Raw genomic sequence first — 16,366 nt, forward strand, 5'->3', positions numbered from 1 at the left:
GCTAACAATTCGTTAACAACCAGCATTTCGCTGGCCATGAAAGGAGGAAACCAGGGTGGCTGACCAGATATCTGTACCGCCTGTGCCAACCGGAAATTACGCCTTTTTCTTTGACCTCGACGGTACCCTTGCCGATATCAAACCTCATCCCGATCAGGTTGTTATCCCCGCTAATGCACTGCTGGCGCTGCGACAACTGGTGTTGCAGCACAATGGTGCCGTGGCATTGATTTCAGGGCGCTCAATGGCTGAGCTTGATGAACTTACCCGTCCTTATCGGCTACCGTTAGCCGGTGTTCACGGGGCTGAGCGCCGCGATATCAATGGTAAAACCCATATCGTCTCCTTGCCTGATGCATTGCTGAAAGAACTGGATGAACAGCTGCAGAGCGCACTGGAGGAGATGCCGGGCTGCGAGCTGGAACGTAAAGGGATGGCGTTTGCTCTGCATTATCGTCAGGCGCCGGAGTACCACCACGAGGCGCTGTTGCTGGCGCAGCAGTTGGTGAAGCACTATCCGATCCTGGCGCTACAGCCCGGGAAGTGCGTGGTGGAGATCAAGCCGCGCGGCGTCAACAAAGGCGAGGCGATCGCCACGTTTATGCAGGAAGCGCCGTTTCAGGGACGTGAGCCGGTATTTGTGGGGGATGATTTGACGGATGAAGCCGGTTTTAACGTGGTGAATCGGCTGGGCGGCATGTCGGTAAAAGTCGGGGGTGGTGACACCCAGGCACACTGGCATCTGCCGGATGTGGCTGCCGTTCAGCAGTGGCTACTTAGCATCGCCAATAACAGACAACAACCCGATGCGCGAAACGACAGGAGGGATGGCCATGGGACGCTTAATCGTCATATCTAATCGTATTGCGCCGCCGGATGATAAAAAAGCCAGCGCCGGTGGCCTGGCGGTGGGGATCCTCGGGGCGCTGAAGGCCGCAGGGGGATTGTGGTTTGGCTGGAGCGGGGAAATCGGCGACGACCAGAAGCCGCTCACCAGGGTCACGCGCGGCAATATTACCTGGGTGTCCTTTACCCTTAATGAGCAGGACCACGATGAATACTACAACCAGTTTTCCAACGCGGTGCTGTGGCCGGCGTTCCACTATCGCCTGGATTTAGTGGATTATCAGCGTGCCTCCTGGGACGGTTATCTGCGGGTCAATGCAAACCTCGCAGAAAAACTCCTGCCGCTGATTGAGCCCGATGATATTGTGTGGATCCACGATTATCATCTGCTGCCGCTGGCCAGCGAACTGCGTCGGCGCGGGATGACCAACCGCACGGGCTTTTTCCTGCACATTCCTTTCCCGACGCCGGAAATCTTCAACGCGCTGCCGCCGCACGCCGAACTGCTGGAGCAACTGTGCGACTACGACCTGCTGGGATTCCAGACCGAAAGCGATCGGCTGGCGTTTCTGGATAGCGTCGCGTTGCAGACCCGTCTGGTGACGCGAGGCGACCGGAATCACGATGCCTGGGGGAAAACCTTCCGTACCGAGGTCTACCCAATCGGCATTGACCCCGCTGAAATTGCCCAAAGCGCCAAAGGCCCGCTGCCGCCAAAACTGGCGCAGTTGAAAAGCGAGCTTAAGAGCGTGCAAAACATCTTTTCCGTCGAGCGACTGGACTACTCCAAAGGGCTGCCGGAGCGCTTTCTCGCCTATGAGGCTTTACTGGAGAACTATCCTCAACACCACGGGAAGATTCGTTACACCCAGATTGCGCCGACCTCGCGCGGCGAAGTGCAGGCCTATCAGGATATTCGTCATCAGCTGGAGACGGCGAGCGGCAGAATTAACGGCCAGTATGGTCAGCTGGGCTGGACGCCGCTTTACTACCTGAATCAGCATTTTGAGCGCAAGTTGTTGATGAAGATTTACCGCTATTCCGACGTCGGCCTGGTGACGCCGTTGCGTGACGGCATGAACCTCGTCGCGAAGGAGTTTGTTGCCGCCCAGGATCCGCAGAATCCGGGGGTGCTGGTACTGTCGCAGTTTGCCGGTGCGGCAAATGAGCTAACCAGCGCGCTAATCGTTAATCCCTACGATCGCGATGAAGTAGCGGCGGCGCTGGACCGCGGTCTGACCATGCCGCTGGAAGAGCGGATTGCGCGCCACTCGCAGATGATGGCGGTGATCAAGGACAACGATATCCACCACTGGCAGGCGCGGTTTATCAGCGATCTCCAGCAGATTAAACCACGGGGTGAGCATACCCCCTTAGCGCAGAAGGTCTCCGCGTTACCTAAACCCGCCTGATCACCCTGCAGGCTGACGCCTTCGGCGTTAGCCTTTTTCCAGCGACACTAGCAACACGTCAACGCCGCTACTGCCAATGATGCTTTTTGCCGAGCAGGTCGCGCGGGAAAACAGGCTGTGGTTGTGATTACCGCAAATCACCAGGTCAACCTGATACTGCTGGCAAAAATCGTTGATGTGATGGCACAGCTCGCCGCTGGCGATCGTCACTTTTTCGATAGGGTAGTCGGCCTCTTTTGCCAGTTCAGAGAGGAAATCCCGGATCTCTTCCTGCATGAGATCCCGCAGGTTTTCCAGCATCGGGGCGGCGAACTGATTATAAAGTTCCGGATCGGTGGCCAGGGTAATCAGGCTGACTTTGGCATCAAGCGGGCGGGCAATCGACACCGCTTTGTTGATCAACACGCGGCTTTCTGGCGTGGGGGCGACGGCAACTAACAGGTGTGAGTACGGCATCAGGCCTCCTTGAGATACGCGAAACAACCATTAACACTTTCTTTACTCCCATTTTCACCCTCCCGCAAGGGCTATTCGTCACAGCCCGGTCACACAATTTCTTGTCGTGGGAAATCACGTTTCTGCGCTTCAGCTTTTCTTAATGGTCTTTGATTTTGCTATAAAAGAAATGGTGTTTTATAAATCGGTGATGCGTGTTCGCTGACTCTTTGTGTTTTTGCCATGGATGGGAGTGGGCTGGCAATAAGGGAAAGGTAACCCTTTGTCGCTGCTTTTACTGTAGCCATGTATCCACTCCTTTATTGGCAGCGCCAAAAAGAGGATCGAAGTTCTCTAATAAAAAGACACAGGATTTGCGGCGATGAAAACACGTAAAATCGGTTTGGCTAACTATCTTGCCTATGGCTCGGGTGATTTCCTTGGGGCCGGGACCACCGCCCTGACGGCGGCCTGGCTCCTCTACTTTTATACGACGTTCTGCGGTCTCTCACCCATTGAAGCGACATTGATCTTCGCGACGGCGAGGGTGCTGGATGCGGTTATCAGTCCGCTGATGGGCTTTTTGACCGATAACTTTGGCACCACGTGGCTCGGTAAACGCTTCGGGCGACGCAAGTTCTTTATTTTACTCGGCATTCCCTGTGTGTTCAGCTACTCCATCATGTGGGTGGGCGACATGGGCTTCTGGTACTACCTGCTCACCTATCTGCTGTTTGATATTGTCTACACCATGATTCTGGTGCCGTACGAAACGTTGGTACCGGAAATGACGGATGACTTTAAACAAAAGACCAAATTCTCCGGCGCGCGTATTTCGATGGCGCAGATGTCCGCCATTCTGGCATCGTTCCTGCCCGGTATTCTGCTGACCCATTTTGGTAAGGACAATGCGGTCTCCTTTTTCTACGCCAGCCTGGTGTTCTCGGTGCTTTGTGCGCTGATGCTCACCTTCGTCTGGTTCTTTACCTGGGAACGACCGCGGGAAGAGTGGTCTGAAGCGGCGCTACGAGCGGAAGAAGAAAAGCGCAATTTGTCGCTGGCCCAGAGCCTTAATCGCCTGTTTATTGAGCTCAGTTCGACGCTGCGGATCAAGATTTTCCGTCAGCATTTAGGCATGTACCTCGGCGGCTATATCGCCCAGGACGTCTTCAATGCCGTGTTTACCTACTATGTGGTTTTTGTGCTGATGCAGGAGGCCGCAATGGCATCCAACCTGCTGGGCACGATGGCTATCTTCCAGTTTATTGCGGTGATTGCCATGATCCCGCTGTGCATCCGCTTTGGCCCGGCACCGTCCTATCGCATGGTGGTGGTGCTGTTCGGCCTGAGTTCGCTGTCATATGCGCTGCTCTACTACGCCGGTCTGAGCGATGTTTACTCTCTGCTGCTGTTAGTGTCTGCCGTCGCTGGACTGGGCCGTGGCGGGATCAACTATGTACCGTGGAATACCTATACCTATATCGCAGATGTCGATGAGGTGATCACCGGGCAGCGCCGCGAGGGGATCTTCGCCGGCATTATGACCCTGACCCGCAAAGCCTCTCAGGCAGGGGCGGTAATGCTGGTGGGGATCATCATGCAGCTTTCCGGTTTCGTCTCCGGGCAGAAAGTTCAGCCTGAAGAAGTCAGCCATACCATTTTATTGATTCTGAGCGTGGGGACGTTGCTGGTACTGGCCTGCGGTTTCCTGGTCTCATTGCGCTTTAAGCTCAATCTGGCGACACACAGTGTGCTGCGGGCGGAAACGCTCAAAATGCGCCAGTCAGGACGCGCGCAGCCGGAGCTGTCGACGGCCGAAGACCGCGCAGTGGTGGAGATGCTGGCGGGGATGCCGTACGACACGCTGTGGGGAAATAACAATATTGGTTATCTGAATCGCAAAAAACCTGCCGCACCATCGCTTAAGCAGGGTACAGAAATGAATTCGACATATAACAGAGGTTAACGATATGAAGGTTTGGCCTGTCAAACATAGCCCATTACTCCGTCAGCCAGAGCATTTTATCGCCCGGAATGAACTGCAGGCGCTGATCCAGAAAGTGACGCACAACCTGGTCAATATTCACGATGATGCCGGGACATTCCTGCTGCGCCTTGATGACGGCCGGGTGATTGATACTAAAGGGTGGGCCGGTTGGGAATGGACGCACGGGGTCGGACTGTACGGGATCCATCAGTACTATCAGCAGACCGGGGACAGCACGATGTGCGAGATTATCGACAACTGGTTTGCCGAGCGCTTTGCCGAAGGGGCCACCACTAAAAACGTCAATACCATGGCGCCGTTTCTGACGCTGGCCTATCGCTACGAGGAGACCGGTAAACCGGAGTATCTGCCGTGGCTCGACAGCTGGGCGGAGTGGGCGATGCATGAGATGCCGCGCACTGAACACGGCGGAATGCAGCATATCACTCTGGCGGAGGAGAACCATCAGCAGATGTGGGACGACACGCTGATGATGACCGTCCTGCCGCTGGCGAAAATTGGCAAACTGCTCGATCGCCCGCAGTACGTGGAAGAGGCGGTGTACCAGTTTTTACTGCATGTGCAAAATCTGATGGATCGCGAAACCGGGCTGTGGTTCCACGGCTGGAACTACGACGGTCAGCATAACTTTGCCCGGGCCCGCTGGGCACGGGGCAACAGCTGGCTGACGATGGTGATCCCGGATTTCCTGGAGCTGGTCGATTTACCTGAACACAGCGCCGTCAGACGTTACCTGGTGCAGGTCCTGAACGCACAAATAGCCGCACTGGCTACGTGTCAGCACGAGAGCGGCCTGTGGCATACCCTGCTGGACGATCCGGATTCTTATCTGGAATCTTCGGCCACCGCCGGGTTTGCCTACGGCATTCTTAAAGCGGTGCGTAAACGCTACGTCAGTCAGGAGTACGCCGCCGTGGCGGAGCGGGCCATTCGCGGTGTCGTCAAACATATCTCCCCGGAAGGCGAGCTGCTGCAAACGTCGTTTGGTACCGGAATGGGATCGAATCTCGATTTTTACCGCGAGATCCCGTTGACTTCAATGCCCTATGGCCAGGCGATGGCGATCCTGTGCCTGACGGAGTATCTGCGCAAATATTTCTGATGCACTGAGAAAAAGACGGCCTGGGGGCAACGCCTGTCGGGCCGACAAAAAGAAAACCCGGCCAAGGCCGGGTTTTTTTGTTTTTTACCGCGTTTACATCCGCTCGACGGTTTCGATACCCAGCGTATCCAGACCCTGCTTCAGGGTTCTGGCGGTCAGCTGCGCCAGTTTCAGGCGGCTGTTACGCGTGGTTTCGTTTTCGGCGGCGAGGATCGGGCAGTGTTCGTAGAAACCGGAGAACAGACCAGCCAGATCGTAGAGATACGCGCACATCACGTGCGGGGTGCCTTCACGAGCCACGACGGTCAGGGTTTCTTCGAACTGCAGCAGGCGGGCCGCCAGCTGTGCTTCACGATCTTCAGTCAGGATCACCGGTGCCGCGGCCAGGGCTTGCTCGTCAATTTCCGCTTTACGGAACACGGAGAGCACACGAGTGTAGGCATACTGCATATAAGGCGCGGTATTGCCTTCAAAGGCCAGCATGTTGTCCCAGTCGAACACGTAGTCGGTGGTACGGTTTTTTGACAGGTCGGCGTATTTCACCGCGCCGATACCCACCGCGTTGGCCAGTTTTTCCAGCTCATCGGCCGGCATATCCGGGTTCTTTTCTGCCACCAGGCGACGGGCGCGTTCCAGCGCTTCGTCCAGCAGGTCGGCAAGCTTGACGGTACCGCCCGCACGGGTTTTGAACGGCTTGCCGTCTTTACCCAGCATCATGCCGAACATGTGGTGTTCCAGTGGTACGGAATCCGGCACATAACCGGCTTTACGCACGATGGTCCAGGCCTGCATCAGGTGCTGATGCTGACGAGAGTCGATGTAGTAGAGCACGCGGTCGGCGTGCAGGGTTTCGTAACGGTATTTCGCACAGGCGATATCGGTGGTGGTGTAGAGGTAGCCGCCATCCTTTTTCTGGATGATGACGCCCATCGGTTCACCTTCCTTGTTTTTGTACTCATCAAGGAACACCACGGTCGCGCCTTCGCTTTCACAGGCGAGGCCTTTGGCTTTCAGATCGGCCACGATACCTGGAAGCATCGGGTTGTACAGGCTTTCACCCATGACATCATCGCGGGTCAGGGTGACGTTCAGGCGATCGTAGGTAATCTGGTTTTGCGACATGGTGATGTCGACCAGCTGGCGCCACATCTGACGGAAATACTCGTCGCCGCCCTGCAGTTTAACTACGTAGCTACGGGCGCGCTCGGCAAAGACTTCATCTTCGTCATAATGTTTTTTAGCGTCACGATAGAAGCCTTCGAGGTCGGACAGCGCCATCTCCCCGGCGTTTTCCTGCTGCTGTTTTTCCAGCCAGGCGATCAGCATACCAAACTGCGTACCCCAGTCGCCGACGTGGTTCGCGCGGATCACTTTATGACCCAGGAATTCGAGGGTACGAACCGCCGCGTCACCGATAATTGTGGAGCGCAGGTGGCCGACGTGCATCTCTTTGGCCACGTTTGGCGCCGAATAGTCGACGACGATCGTCTGCGCCTGTGGTTGGGCTACGCCCAGGCGATCTGAGGCCAGTGCGTTGTTGACGTTGTCCGCTAAAAAGGCCGGGTCGAGGAAAATATTGATAAAGCCAGGTCCGGCGATTTCAACCTTGTTCGCAATGCCGTTGAGGTCGAGATGAGTCAGGACCTGCTCAGCGAGTTGTCGCGGCGCCATACCCAGTTTTTTCGCGACTGCCATCACGCCGTTGGCCTGATAATCACCGAACTGGATTTTTGCTGACTGGCGGACCTGAGGTTCGCAATCGGCAGGGGCACCTGCTGCGACCAGGGCCTGGCTGACTTTTTCTGAGAGAAGAGCCTGAATATTCACCGGAATACCTTACTTTTAAGGCGCGATAACCCTTACGGGGAGGCGCCGGAATGTGGACAAATTAGGGCAGGAGTATACTGCATTTGCGCCCATGCGTCAGCACCTGGCGCGCGTGGCCGGGCGGCGTGCTTATTCCATAACCACTCAGCGACGGCCCGGCCGTATTCCCGGTTGGTCGCCGCCGGGAAACGCGATAAATTACCCTCTCTTTGGCGTGGATTGAGGTTAAAAATGGCGAACTGGCAGCAAATTGATGAACTCGACGATATTTCCGCGGATCTGCCGCGCTTTAGCGATGCGTTAAGCGCCCTGGCTGAGCGACTGGGGCTGGATATCACGCCGCTGGATGCCGACCATATTTCGTTGCGCTGTCATCAAAACGCCACCGCAGAACGCTGGCGTCGTGGTTTTGAACAGTGTGGCACGCTGCTGTCAGAAAACATCATCAACGGTCGCCCGATCTGCCTGTTTAAACTTGATGAGCCGGTCAGCGTCGCCCACTGGCGTTTCCACATTGTTGAACTGCCGTGGCCGGGAGAAAAGCGTTATCCCCATGAAGGCTGGGAGCACATTGAGATCGTGCTGCCAGGGGAGCCGCAAACCCTGAATGCCCGTGCGCTGGCGCTGCTCAGCGACGAAGGGCTGGCGCAGCCGGGGATTTTTGTCAAAACCAGCTCACCGAAAGGAGAGCGCGAACGACTGCCGAACCCGACGCTGGCGGTGACCGACGGTACGGTGACCATCAAATTTCACCCGTGGTCGATTGAGCAAATTGTTGCCAGTGAACAATCTGATGCGTGACAGTGTGAAGCGACGCGGTTTTTGAACCGATAAATCATGACATGCTGTGTTGCCTGCAGCGTGCAAGGAGAGGGAAATGACGTTACTGGAAGTCTGCTGCTACAGCATGGAGTGCGCGCAAGAGGCGCAGCGCCAGGGGGCCGACCGCATTGAATTGTGCGCGGCGCCGCAAGAAGGGGGCTTAACGCCTTCATTGGGCGTGTTGAAAACGGTTCGTCAGACGGTGACGATCCCGGTGCATCCGATTATTCGCCCGCGGGGCGGCGATTTTTGTTACACCGACGGCGAATTTGCGGCGATGCTTGAAGATGTCGCCATGGTCAGGGAACTCGGTTTTCCCGGCCTGGTGATCGGCGTGTTAGATCCTGACGGGCGGGTTGATATCCCGCGGATGAAAAAAATAATGGCGGCGGCGGGACCGCTGGCCGTGACCTTTCATCGGGCCTTCGATATGTGCGTCAACCCGCATGAAGCCTGGCATGCACTGGCCGATCTCGGTGTCGCTCGCATCCTGACATCGGGACAACAATCCAGTGCTGAAAAAGGTCTTTCATTAATTACGGAACTTATTGCCCTGGGCGATACTCCAACCATTATGGCTGGTGCAGGTGTTCGAGCGGCCAACCTGGAAAAGTTCCTCCAGGCGGGGGTCAAAGAGGTGCACAGTTCGGCCGGGCAGTGGGTGCCTTCGCCAATGCGCTTTCGTAATCCCGGGTTGTCGATGTCGACCGATGCAGACGCAGATGAATATTCGCGCTATGCCGTTAATGGCGTAGCGGTGGCAGAAATGAAGCACATCATTTCTGCACAAAGCAGTTAAACCGTTTTTTGCTGCACATCATGTCGCCCAATATGATGATTGCCCGTACCAGGCCCCTGCAATTTCAACAGGGGTCTTTTTTTCGCCTTTATTTACGTCCGGACGCTTTTTTCGCCAGCGATTGCTGGGTTTCTGGCCTGGTCGCGACGATCACCGCGCGCAGCGGAGCCGGGTAGCCCTCAAGGGTTTTGCTGCTGTCGTTGGGGTCGAGGAAGTCGGCCAGCGATTCGGTAGTCATCCATTCGGTACGACGCTGCTCGTCGGTGGTAGTGACGCAGACGTCGACGATGCGCACATCGACAAAGCCGCATTTCTCCAGCCACATTTTCAACGCCGCAGCAGACGGGATAAAATAGACATTACGCATCTGCGCGTAGCGGTCTCCCGGCACCAGCACGGTGTTTTCATCACCCTCAATCACCAGCGTTTCCAGCACCAGTTCGCCCCCTTCGACCAGCTGATCTTTGAGCTGCCACAGATGGTCAAGCGGTGAACGGCGGTGGTACAGCACGCCCATGGAAAAGACGGTATCGAAGGCGTTTAGCGCCGGCAGTTGCTCAATGCCCAGCGGCAGCAGGTGAGCGCGCTGATCGTTGCCCAGCAGCTTACGCACCGCTTCAAACTGACATAAAAACAGCTGTGTCGGATCGATACCCACTGCCAGATGCGCGCCGGCACCGATCATCCGCCACATGTGATAGCCGCTGCCGCAGCCGACGTCGAGAATGGTGCGTCCGGTCAGGTCGGAGAGATGCGGTAACACACGCTCCCATTTCCAGTCGGATCGCCATTCGGTGTCAATGTTGACGCCGTACAGCGAGTAGGGGCCTTTGCGCCACGGCATCAGGTTCTTGAGGAGATTTTCAATGCGCAGACGGTGACCTTCGCCTAGCGGCGTTTCGCTTTCGGCGGTCACGCTGTGCAGCAAGTCCAGACGATAGGGGGCAAACTCAGGCAAAAACTCGACGGCCCGCTCCCACTCCCGGAACTTGCCATGCAGCGCCTCGCGTTGCCAGGCGGCGACCTGCGCGGGCAACGTCTCCAGCCAGTGAGATAACGGGCTTTTAGCGATTTGCTGATAGAAATTACTGAAATCGATCATGCTTTTTCCCCGGACTTCACCGCAACCAGTGAACCAAAGTTAAAGCACTGGAACCACAATTCGGCATGTTCAAAACCAGCTTTACGCAGGCGTGCTTTGTGCGTCTCTACGGAGTCGGTCAGCATGACGTTTTCCAGCATGCTGCGCTTCTGGCTGATTTCCAGCTCGCTATAGCCATTGGCGCGTTTGAAGTCGTGGTGCATATTGAACAGCAGCTCACCGACATGGCTATCTTCAAAACTGAATTTCTCTGACAGCACCAGCGCACCACCAGGGTTCAGCCCACGGTAGACTTTATCCAGAATCGCCTGGCGTTCATCGGGCGCAAGAAACTGAATGGTGAAGTTCAGTACCACCATTGAGGCGTTCTCAATCGTTATATCGCGAATATCGCCTTCCACCACCTCGACGGGCGTTGGCGCTTTATAGGCGTCAATATGACGACGGCAGCGTTCAACCATGGCCGGGGAGTTATCCACCGCCACAATCTTGCAGCCGGCATGGGCGATGTTACGTCGAATAGAGAGCGTCGCCGCGCCGAGTGAACAGCCGAGGTCGTAAACCTGAGTATCGGGCTGGACGAAGCGTTCAGCGAGCATGCCGATCATCGAAATAATATTGGAATAGCCGGGGACCGAGCGCTGGATCATATCCGGGAAGACTTCAGCAACCCGTTCATCAAAGGTCCAGTCGCCGAGACTGGCAATCGGCGCGGAAAAAAGCGTATCGCGGTGAGACATAACGTTAAACCCGAAAAATCGAAAACGGCGTATTGTGCGCTAATGTAAGGAGAAAACCAACTCCCAGGGCATATACCACAAATTCGCCAGCACCATCAGCACCAGCGAGCACCAGGTCGCGCTCATTCCTGAACGGCGCCAGCTGTACAAGCGGTGGTGAAAACCATAAGAATGCATCAGCCGTCCGGCAATCAACAAAATGCCGCACACGTGCACCATCCAGTTCTGCGCACCGTTCATCTCCATAAACAGCAGCATGATGAGGCCAATGGGAACATACTCAACGGCGTTACCGTGCACGCGGATAGCGACCTGCAGCTCGCTAAATCCCCCGTCACCATACCCGACGTGATATTGCGTGCGCAGACGAACCACATCAAAAGAAAATTTAATGAGCAATAACGCACCCAAAACCGCGTAAAGCGCGCTGACCATACCAAAAACTCCCTTTTATTCTTTTATACCCTTGATCCTTCAAGTTGCCTGGGTGTTGGCGGCAAAGCAACTCGAATCATTTTGGGCATCGATGATTCCGATTAGCATAGCAGGATATCAGAAAAGAGAGGTTTGCTGCGGAATTGACGGTGCATCGCCTACCTCGGGCAACGTCCGGCGTAAATCTCCCCACAGCGTATGAACCAGCTCCGGCGCATGGGCGATGTCTGGCGTATGGAGAAACAAGAAGGGCGTTGTCGTCTGGCTCCATTTGGCTAGCGTTGGTAGCCAGGATTCAAACAAGCGCTGACTTTGCGTCATGTCGTCGCTGGCAATAAAGCGCACCAGCGGATTGCCGCCGGTCACCACGGCATGCACCGGTAATTTGGGCTTTTTACGTTGCGCATCGACCATTGCCGGGTTGCGCGCGATGGCGCTATGAACCGGACGACTGTCGAGGATCGCGCGATTGACATTGCGCTGATGCAGGCCGCGATTGAGCGCCTGCTCGGCCTCGCCTTTGGCGAAGAATTGCGGATGTCGGACCTCGACGCCGTAGGTAAATTGTTCCGGTAAAGTATCGAGGAACTGCCACAACGCAGGCAGGTCTGTGGGAGCAAAGGTGGCGGGCAGCTGTAACCAGAACTGGCCAATGCGCGACGCCAGCGGCGCCAGGCGTGAAAAAAACTCGAGGGTTAAATCATCACAATGCCGCAGGGCCGCCTGATGGGAAATCGTCGCGGGGAACTTGAAACAGAAGCGAAAATTATCGCTGGTTTGATCGTACCAGCGGCTGACAATGTCGGCTTTGGGCAGAGCATACAGCGTAGTATTGCCTTCAACGCAGTTGAAATGGCGAGCGTAGTCTTCAAGACTGGTGATGCCCAGCCGCACCCATTTCGGGTGCGACCATTGCGGGAGCCCAATATAAATCATAAGGCGGCGAGGACATCCTCAGTGCTGCGCACCCGGGCAATACGCGGGAAAATATTCGTCATGCTGCCCTGATGTTGCTCCGCAGACGGTGCGCTGCACGCATCTTCAACGATAACCAGGTTGAAGCCCAGCTCCCATGCATTACGGGCGGTGGATTCCACGCCAATATTGGTGGCGATACCGCAGAGAATAATGGTATCGATGCCGCGACGGCGCAGCTGCAGCTCCAGATCGGTGCCATAAAAGGCGCCCCACTGGCGTTTAGTGACCTCAATATCACTTTCCTGTTTACCTAATGCTGCCGGCCAGCTCCACCAGTTCTCTGGCAGCGCGTGCGCGCCTGTCTGAGCGTCAACCGGCTGCTTCAGCGCCTCGGCGAAATCACTGGACCAGCCAACGCGTACCAGAATCACCGGCGATCCCAGCTCACGACATTTTTGCGCCAGGCTGGCTGAACGCGTCACGACGTCCTCAGCGCGGTGTGGCCCACCGGCAAAAGGCAGAATGCCTTCCTGCAGGTCGATGGCGACGAGAGCGGTTTTTTTCGCATTGAGTTCTAACATGGTAACCCCGTATCTTGTTATGTCGTTTGCCCGTTACAATACCGTTGCCGAACGCGCTTTTGGCTAACAATTATTGTTAATTTTTGTGAGCACGGACAATAAGCGTACAGCAAAGCAGCGTACAAACTGCGTCGGGCTTATCGTGCGGCGGAAATTCCATTATAATGACCGCCTTTTTTCATTCAGTTGTGACATTCAGCTAAAGCTGCGACTCCGTCGCCTGCGAGGCAGGCAACAATCCGCCTGCGGCTAAGTTAAGGGATATCTCATGCGTACAGAATATTGCGGGCAGCTGCGTCAGTCCCACGTTGGGCAGCAGGTGACTCTGTGTGGTTGGGTCAACCGCCGTCGTGACCTCGGCAGCCTTATCTTCATCGATATGCGTGACCGCGAAGGCATCGTGCAGGTGTTCTTCGATCCGGACACGGCCGAAGCCTTAAAGCTGGCTTCCGAACTGCGTAATGAGTTTTGCATTAAAGTCACCGGCACCGTGCGTGCGCGTGATGCGAAAAACGTCAACGCCGATATGGCGACCGGCGAAATCGAAGTGCTGGCATCTGACCTGGTTATCATCAACCGTTCAGAATCGCTGCCGCTGGATTCCAATCACGTAAACACCGAAGAAGCGCGTCTGAAGTACCGCTATCTCGACCTGCGTCGTCCGGAAATGGCTAATCGCCTGAAGACTCGCGCCAAAATCACCAGCTTCGTGCGTCGCTTTATGGACGATCACGGCTTCCTCGACATCGAAACCCCGATGCTGACCAAAGCCACGCCGGAAGGCGCGCGTGATTACCTGGTGCCGTCCCGTGTCCACAAAGGCAAATTCTACGCGCTGCCGCAGTCTCCGCAGCTGTTCAAACAGCTGCTGATGATGTCCGGTTTTGATCGCTACTATCAGATCGTTAAATGCTTCCGTGACGAAGACCTGCGTGCTGACCGCCAGCCGGAATTTACCCAGATCGACGTCGAGACTTCCTTTATGACCGCGCCTCAGGTGCGTGAAGTGATGGAAGCGCTGGTGCACCAGCTGTGGCTGGACGTCAAAGGTGTCGATCTGGGCGCGTTCCCGATCATGACCTTTGCAGAAGCCGAGCGCCGCTACGGTTCTGATAAACCGGATCTGCGTAACCCGATGGAGCTGGTCGATATTGCCGATCTGGTGAAAGCGGTTGAGTTTGCAGTCTTCTCCGGTCCGGCGAACGATGCTAAAGGGCGCGTTGCCGCGCTGCGCGTTCCGGGTGGTGCTGCACTGACCCGTAAGCAAATTGATGAATACGGCAAGTTCGTGCAGATCTACGGCGCCAAAGGCCTGGCCTACATGAAAGTCAACGAGCGCGCCAAAGGCCTCGAAGGCATCAACAGCCCGGTGGCAAAATTCCTCAACGCTGAGATCGTTGAAGCAATCCTTGAGCGCACCGCGGCTCAGGATGGCGACATGATTTTCTTCGGTGCCGACAACAAGAAAGTCGTGGCCGATGCGCTGGGTGCGCTGCGTCTGAAGCTGGGTAAAGACCTGAGCCTGACTGACGAAAACAAATGGGCACCGCTGTGGGTCATCGACTTCCCGATGTTCGAAGACGATGGTGAAGGCGGCTTGACCGCGATGCACCACCCGTTCACCTCGCCGAAAGACATGACCGCGGATGAACTGAAAGCCGCACCGGAAACCGCAATTGCGAACGCTTACGATATGGTTATCAACGGCTATGAAGTCGGCGGCGGTTCTGTGCGTATTCACAGCGGCGACATGCAGCAGACCGTGTTCGGCATTCTTGGCATCAATGAACAAGAACAGCGTGAAAAATTCGGCTTCCTGTTGGATGCGCTGAAATACGGCACACCGCCGCACGCAGGTCTGGCCTTCGGTCTTGACCGTCTGACCATGCTGCTGACCGGTACCGATAACATCCGTGACGTTATCGCCTTCCCGAAAACCACGGCCGCCGCCTGTCTGATGACGGAAGCCCCGAGCTTTGCTAATCCTGCGTCTCTGGGTGAGTTAGGTATCCAGGTTGTGGCGAAAGAGACAAAAGAGTCTCCGGAGAATAAGTAAGATGTCATTCAAGCTTCCCGTTTCTGTTCTGGTGGTGATTTATGCCGAAGATACGAAGCGGGTGCTGATGTTGCAGCGACGCGACGATCCTGCTTTCTGGCAGTCGGTTACCGGCAGCCTGGAAGCGGGGGAGAGCGCAGCGCAAGCCGCCGTGCGTGAAGTAAAGGAAGAGGTCGCAATCGATGTTGCTCACGAGCAACTGGCCTTAATTGACTGTCAGCGCACGGTGGATTTCGAAATATTTTCGCATTTACGTCATCGCTATGCGCCGGGGGTTGAGCGCAATACCGAGTTTTGGTTCTGTCTTGCGCTCCCGCATGAACGCCAGATTGTCTTTACTGAGCACCTGGATTACCGCTGGGTTAATGCGACGGAAGCCGCCGCATTAACCAAGTCGTGGAGCAACCGGCAGGCGATTGAAGAATTTGTAATTAACGCCAACTAATTTTCCCCGGACTTTTAGCGATCGGGAAAAGGCTTTTTTGGAGATATTATTTATGGCAGGTCACAGTAAATGGGCCAACACCAAGCACCGCAAAGCAGCACAGGATGCGAAGCGCGGTAAGATCTTTACTAAAATCATTCGTGAGCTGGTTACCGCTGCACGTCTGGGCGGCGGCGATATCGGCTCCAACCCACGTCTGCGCGCGGCTGTCGATAAAGCGCTGTCCAACAACATGACGCGTGACACCCTGAACCGTGCGATCGCGCGCGGTGTCGGTGGCGATGACGATGCGAACATGGAAACCATCATCTATGAAGGTTACGGCCCTGGCGGCACCGCGGTCATGGTTGAATGTCTGAGTGATAACCGCAACCGTACCGTTGCCGAAGTGCGCCACGCATTCACCAAAACCGGCGGCAATCTCGGCACCGATGGTTCCGTGGCCTATCTGTTTAGCAAAAAAGGGGTTATCTCTTTTGAAGCTGGCGATGAAGACGTGATCATGGAAGCGGCGCTGGAAGCCGGTGCTGAAGACGTGGTGACCTATGACGACGGCGCGATTGACGTCTATACCGCATGGGAAGAAATGGGTGCCGTACGTGACGCGCTGGAAGCCGCTGGGCTGAAAGCGGATGCCGCTGAAGTCTCCATGATCCCATCGACGAAAGCCGATATGGATGCGGAAACCGCACCGAAACTGCTGCGTCTGATCGATATGCTGGAAGACTGCGACGACGTGCAGGAAGTGTACCACAACGGCGAGATCTCTGATGAGGTCGCCGCGACGCTGTGATACCCGTAATCTTTCAGCCCACAGCGGTGCTGGCTCTCCTCGTTG

At 55.9% G+C, this 16,366-nt stretch carries 17 protein-coding genes; 9 read left to right on the forward strand and 8 right to left on the reverse strand.

From position 1 onward, the window contains the following. Window positions 1-55 precede the first annotated feature (55 nt). Both otsB and otsA read left to right on the forward strand, forming a co-directional pair. Window positions 56-859: a trehalose-phosphatase gene (otsB, locus tag ACMYSP_RS21725; RefSeq protein ID WP_434584094.1), complete on the forward strand. Its 804-nt coding sequence runs from the start codon at window positions 56-58 to the stop codon at window positions 857-859. Further along, window positions 834-2,258, forward strand: a complete 1,425-nt coding sequence (otsA, locus tag ACMYSP_RS21730) for an alpha,alpha-trehalose-phosphate synthase (protein WP_434584095.1) — start codon at window positions 834-836, stop codon at window positions 2,256-2,258. Before otsB ends, otsA begins: the two co-directional genes overlap by 26 nt. A gap of 27 nt (window positions 2,259-2,285) precedes the next feature. Here otsA and uspC read toward each other — a convergent pair whose 3' ends face one another. Together uspC and ACMYSP_RS21740 are read right to left on the reverse strand one after the other, a co-directional pair. Beyond that, complete coding sequence (gene uspC / locus ACMYSP_RS21735) at window positions 2,286-2,714, reverse strand: universal stress protein UspC (RefSeq protein ID WP_434584096.1); 429 nt, start codon at window positions 2,712-2,714, stop codon at window positions 2,286-2,288. Window positions 2,715-2,872: 158 nt separating this feature from the next. Beyond that, complete coding sequence (locus ACMYSP_RS21740) at window positions 2,873-3,001, reverse strand: hypothetical protein (RefSeq protein WP_326933819.1); 129 nt, start codon at window positions 2,999-3,001, stop codon at window positions 2,873-2,875. 74 nt (window positions 3,002-3,075) lie between these two features. Here ACMYSP_RS21740 and ACMYSP_RS21745 point away from each other — a divergent pair, with 74 nt between their 5' ends. After that, window positions 3,076-4,659, forward strand: coding sequence for an MFS transporter (locus ACMYSP_RS21745; RefSeq protein WP_434584098.1), 1,584 nt, complete (start codon window positions 3,076-3,078; stop codon window positions 4,657-4,659). A 4-nt stretch (window positions 4,660-4,663) separates the two neighbouring features. Continuing rightward, window positions 4,664-5,803 (forward strand): glycoside hydrolase family 88/105 protein, encoded by a 1,140-nt coding sequence (locus ACMYSP_RS21750; protein WP_434584099.1) that lies wholly within the window; start codon window positions 4,664-4,666, stop codon window positions 5,801-5,803. Window positions 5,804-5,896: 93 nt separating this feature from the next. On the opposite strand, the gene argS is transcribed toward ACMYSP_RS21750, so the two are convergent. Continuing rightward, window positions 5,897-7,630 (reverse strand): arginine--tRNA ligase, encoded by a 1,734-nt coding sequence (gene argS / locus ACMYSP_RS21755; protein ID WP_434584100.1) that lies wholly within the window; start codon window positions 7,628-7,630, stop codon window positions 5,897-5,899. A 231-nt stretch (window positions 7,631-7,861) separates the two neighbouring features. Between argS and ACMYSP_RS21760 the strand changes: the two genes are divergently transcribed. Both ACMYSP_RS21760 and cutC read left to right on the forward strand, forming a co-directional pair. Continuing rightward, window positions 7,862-8,431 (forward strand): VOC family protein, encoded by a 570-nt coding sequence (locus ACMYSP_RS21760; protein ID WP_434584101.1) that lies wholly within the window; start codon window positions 7,862-7,864, stop codon window positions 8,429-8,431. 76 nt (window positions 8,432-8,507) lie between these two features. Further along, entirely contained in the window at window positions 8,508-9,251 is a 744-nt protein-coding gene (gene cutC / locus ACMYSP_RS21765) for a copper homeostasis protein CutC (protein ID WP_434584102.1), read from the forward strand. Window positions 9,252-9,339: 88 nt separating this feature from the next. Here cutC and cmoB read toward each other — a convergent pair whose 3' ends face one another. The 5 genes from cmoB to ACMYSP_RS21790 form a co-directional block, all read right to left on the reverse strand. Next, window positions 9,340-10,353 carry a tRNA 5-methoxyuridine(34)/uridine 5-oxyacetic acid(34) synthase CmoB gene (gene cmoB, locus ACMYSP_RS21770; RefSeq protein WP_434584103.1) on the reverse strand — a complete coding sequence of 338 codons (1,014 nt, stop codon included), beginning with the start codon at window positions 10,351-10,353 and terminating at the stop codon, window positions 9,340-9,342. Next, the gene (gene cmoA, locus ACMYSP_RS21775; RefSeq protein ID WP_434584104.1) at window positions 10,350-11,093 is read right to left on the reverse strand and encodes a carboxy-S-adenosyl-L-methionine synthase CmoA; all 744 of its coding nucleotides are present in this window, start codon (window positions 11,091-11,093) and stop codon (window positions 10,350-10,352) included. Before cmoA ends, cmoB begins: the two co-directional genes overlap by 4 nt. 39 nt (window positions 11,094-11,132) lie before the next feature. Beyond that, entirely contained in the window at window positions 11,133-11,528 is a 396-nt protein-coding gene (locus tag ACMYSP_RS21780; RefSeq protein ID WP_123754920.1) for an MAPEG family protein, read from the reverse strand. A 117-nt stretch (window positions 11,529-11,645) separates the two neighbouring features. Then, the gene (locus ACMYSP_RS21785) at window positions 11,646-12,464 is read right to left on the reverse strand and encodes a DUF72 domain-containing protein (protein WP_434584105.1); all 819 of its coding nucleotides are present in this window, start codon (window positions 12,462-12,464) and stop codon (window positions 11,646-11,648) included. Next, on the reverse strand, window positions 12,461-13,027 hold the full coding sequence (locus tag ACMYSP_RS21790) for a hydrolase (protein ID WP_434584106.1): 567 nt from the start codon (window positions 13,025-13,027) through the stop codon (window positions 12,461-12,463). The genes ACMYSP_RS21785 and ACMYSP_RS21790 overlap by 4 nt, the downstream gene beginning before the upstream one ends. Before the next feature lie 268 nt (window positions 13,028-13,295). On the opposite strand from ACMYSP_RS21790, the gene aspS reads away from it, so the two are divergent. The 3 genes from aspS to ACMYSP_RS21805 are packed head-to-tail and all read left to right on the forward strand — an operon-like array spanning window position 13,296 to window position 16,321. Continuing rightward, window positions 13,296-15,083 carry an aspartate--tRNA ligase gene (aspS, locus tag ACMYSP_RS21795; protein ID WP_434584107.1) on the forward strand — a complete coding sequence of 596 codons (1,788 nt, stop codon included), beginning with the start codon at window positions 13,296-13,298 and terminating at the stop codon, window positions 15,081-15,083. Between the two features lies 1 nt (window position 15,084). Then, window positions 15,085-15,528 carry a dihydroneopterin triphosphate diphosphatase gene (nudB, locus tag ACMYSP_RS21800; RefSeq protein WP_434584108.1) on the forward strand — a complete coding sequence of 148 codons (444 nt, stop codon included), beginning with the start codon at window positions 15,085-15,087 and terminating at the stop codon, window positions 15,526-15,528. A gap of 52 nt (window positions 15,529-15,580) precedes the next feature. Further along, a complete protein-coding gene (locus ACMYSP_RS21805; RefSeq protein WP_434584109.1) occupies window positions 15,581-16,321 on the forward strand; it encodes a YebC/PmpR family DNA-binding transcriptional regulator in 741 nt (246 codons plus the stop codon). Window positions 16,322-16,366 lie beyond the last annotated feature (45 nt).

Origin of the sequence: Klebsiella sp. R390, assembly GCF_051131745.1 — a bacterium.
GTDB lineage: Bacteria > Pseudomonadota > Gammaproteobacteria > Enterobacterales > Enterobacteriaceae > Klebsiella.

What these genes read in the sequence shown, in the direction of transcription:
- ACMYSP_RS21760 (WP_434584101.1), top strand. Translation starts at nt 7,862, where the DNA reads ATGGCGAACTGGCAGCAAATTGATGAACTCGACGATATTTCCGCGGAT.
- uspC (WP_434584096.1), bottom strand. Translation starts at nt 2,714, where the DNA reads ATGCCGTACTCACACCTGTTAGTTGCCGTCGCCCCCACGCCAGAAAGC.
- ACMYSP_RS21745 (WP_434584098.1), top strand. Translation starts at nt 3,076, where the DNA reads ATGAAAACACGTAAAATCGGTTTGGCTAACTATCTTGCCTATGGCTCG.
- ACMYSP_RS21790 (WP_434584106.1), bottom strand. Translation starts at nt 13,027, where the DNA reads ATGTTAGAACTCAATGCGAAAAAAACCGCTCTCGTCGCCATCGACCTG.
- ACMYSP_RS21750 (WP_434584099.1), top strand. Translation starts at nt 4,664, where the DNA reads ATGAAGGTTTGGCCTGTCAAACATAGCCCATTACTCCGTCAGCCAGAG.
- otsA (WP_434584095.1), top strand. Translation starts at nt 834, where the DNA reads ATGGGACGCTTAATCGTCATATCTAATCGTATTGCGCCGCCGGATGAT.
- nudB (WP_434584108.1), top strand. Translation starts at nt 15,085, where the DNA reads ATGTCATTCAAGCTTCCCGTTTCTGTTCTGGTGGTGATTTATGCCGAA.
- ACMYSP_RS21785 (WP_434584105.1), bottom strand. Translation starts at nt 12,464, where the DNA reads ATGATTTATATTGGGCTCCCGCAATGGTCGCACCCGAAATGGGTGCGG.
- ACMYSP_RS21805 (WP_434584109.1), top strand. Translation starts at nt 15,581, where the DNA reads ATGGCAGGTCACAGTAAATGGGCCAACACCAAGCACCGCAAAGCAGCA.
- cmoA (WP_434584104.1), bottom strand. Translation starts at nt 11,093, where the DNA reads ATGTCTCACCGCGATACGCTTTTTTCCGCGCCGATTGCCAGTCTCGGC.
- cmoB (WP_434584103.1), bottom strand. Translation starts at nt 10,353, where the DNA reads ATGATCGATTTCAGTAATTTCTATCAGCAAATCGCTAAAAGCCCGTTA.
- aspS (WP_434584107.1), top strand. Translation starts at nt 13,296, where the DNA reads ATGCGTACAGAATATTGCGGGCAGCTGCGTCAGTCCCACGTTGGGCAG.
- cutC (WP_434584102.1), top strand. Translation starts at nt 8,508, where the DNA reads ATGACGTTACTGGAAGTCTGCTGCTACAGCATGGAGTGCGCGCAAGAG.
- ACMYSP_RS21780 (WP_123754920.1), bottom strand. Translation starts at nt 11,528, where the DNA reads ATGGTCAGCGCGCTTTACGCGGTTTTGGGTGCGTTATTGCTCATTAAA.
- ACMYSP_RS21740 (WP_326933819.1), bottom strand. Translation starts at nt 3,001, where the DNA reads ATGGCTACAGTAAAAGCAGCGACAAAGGGTTACCTTTCCCTTATTGCC.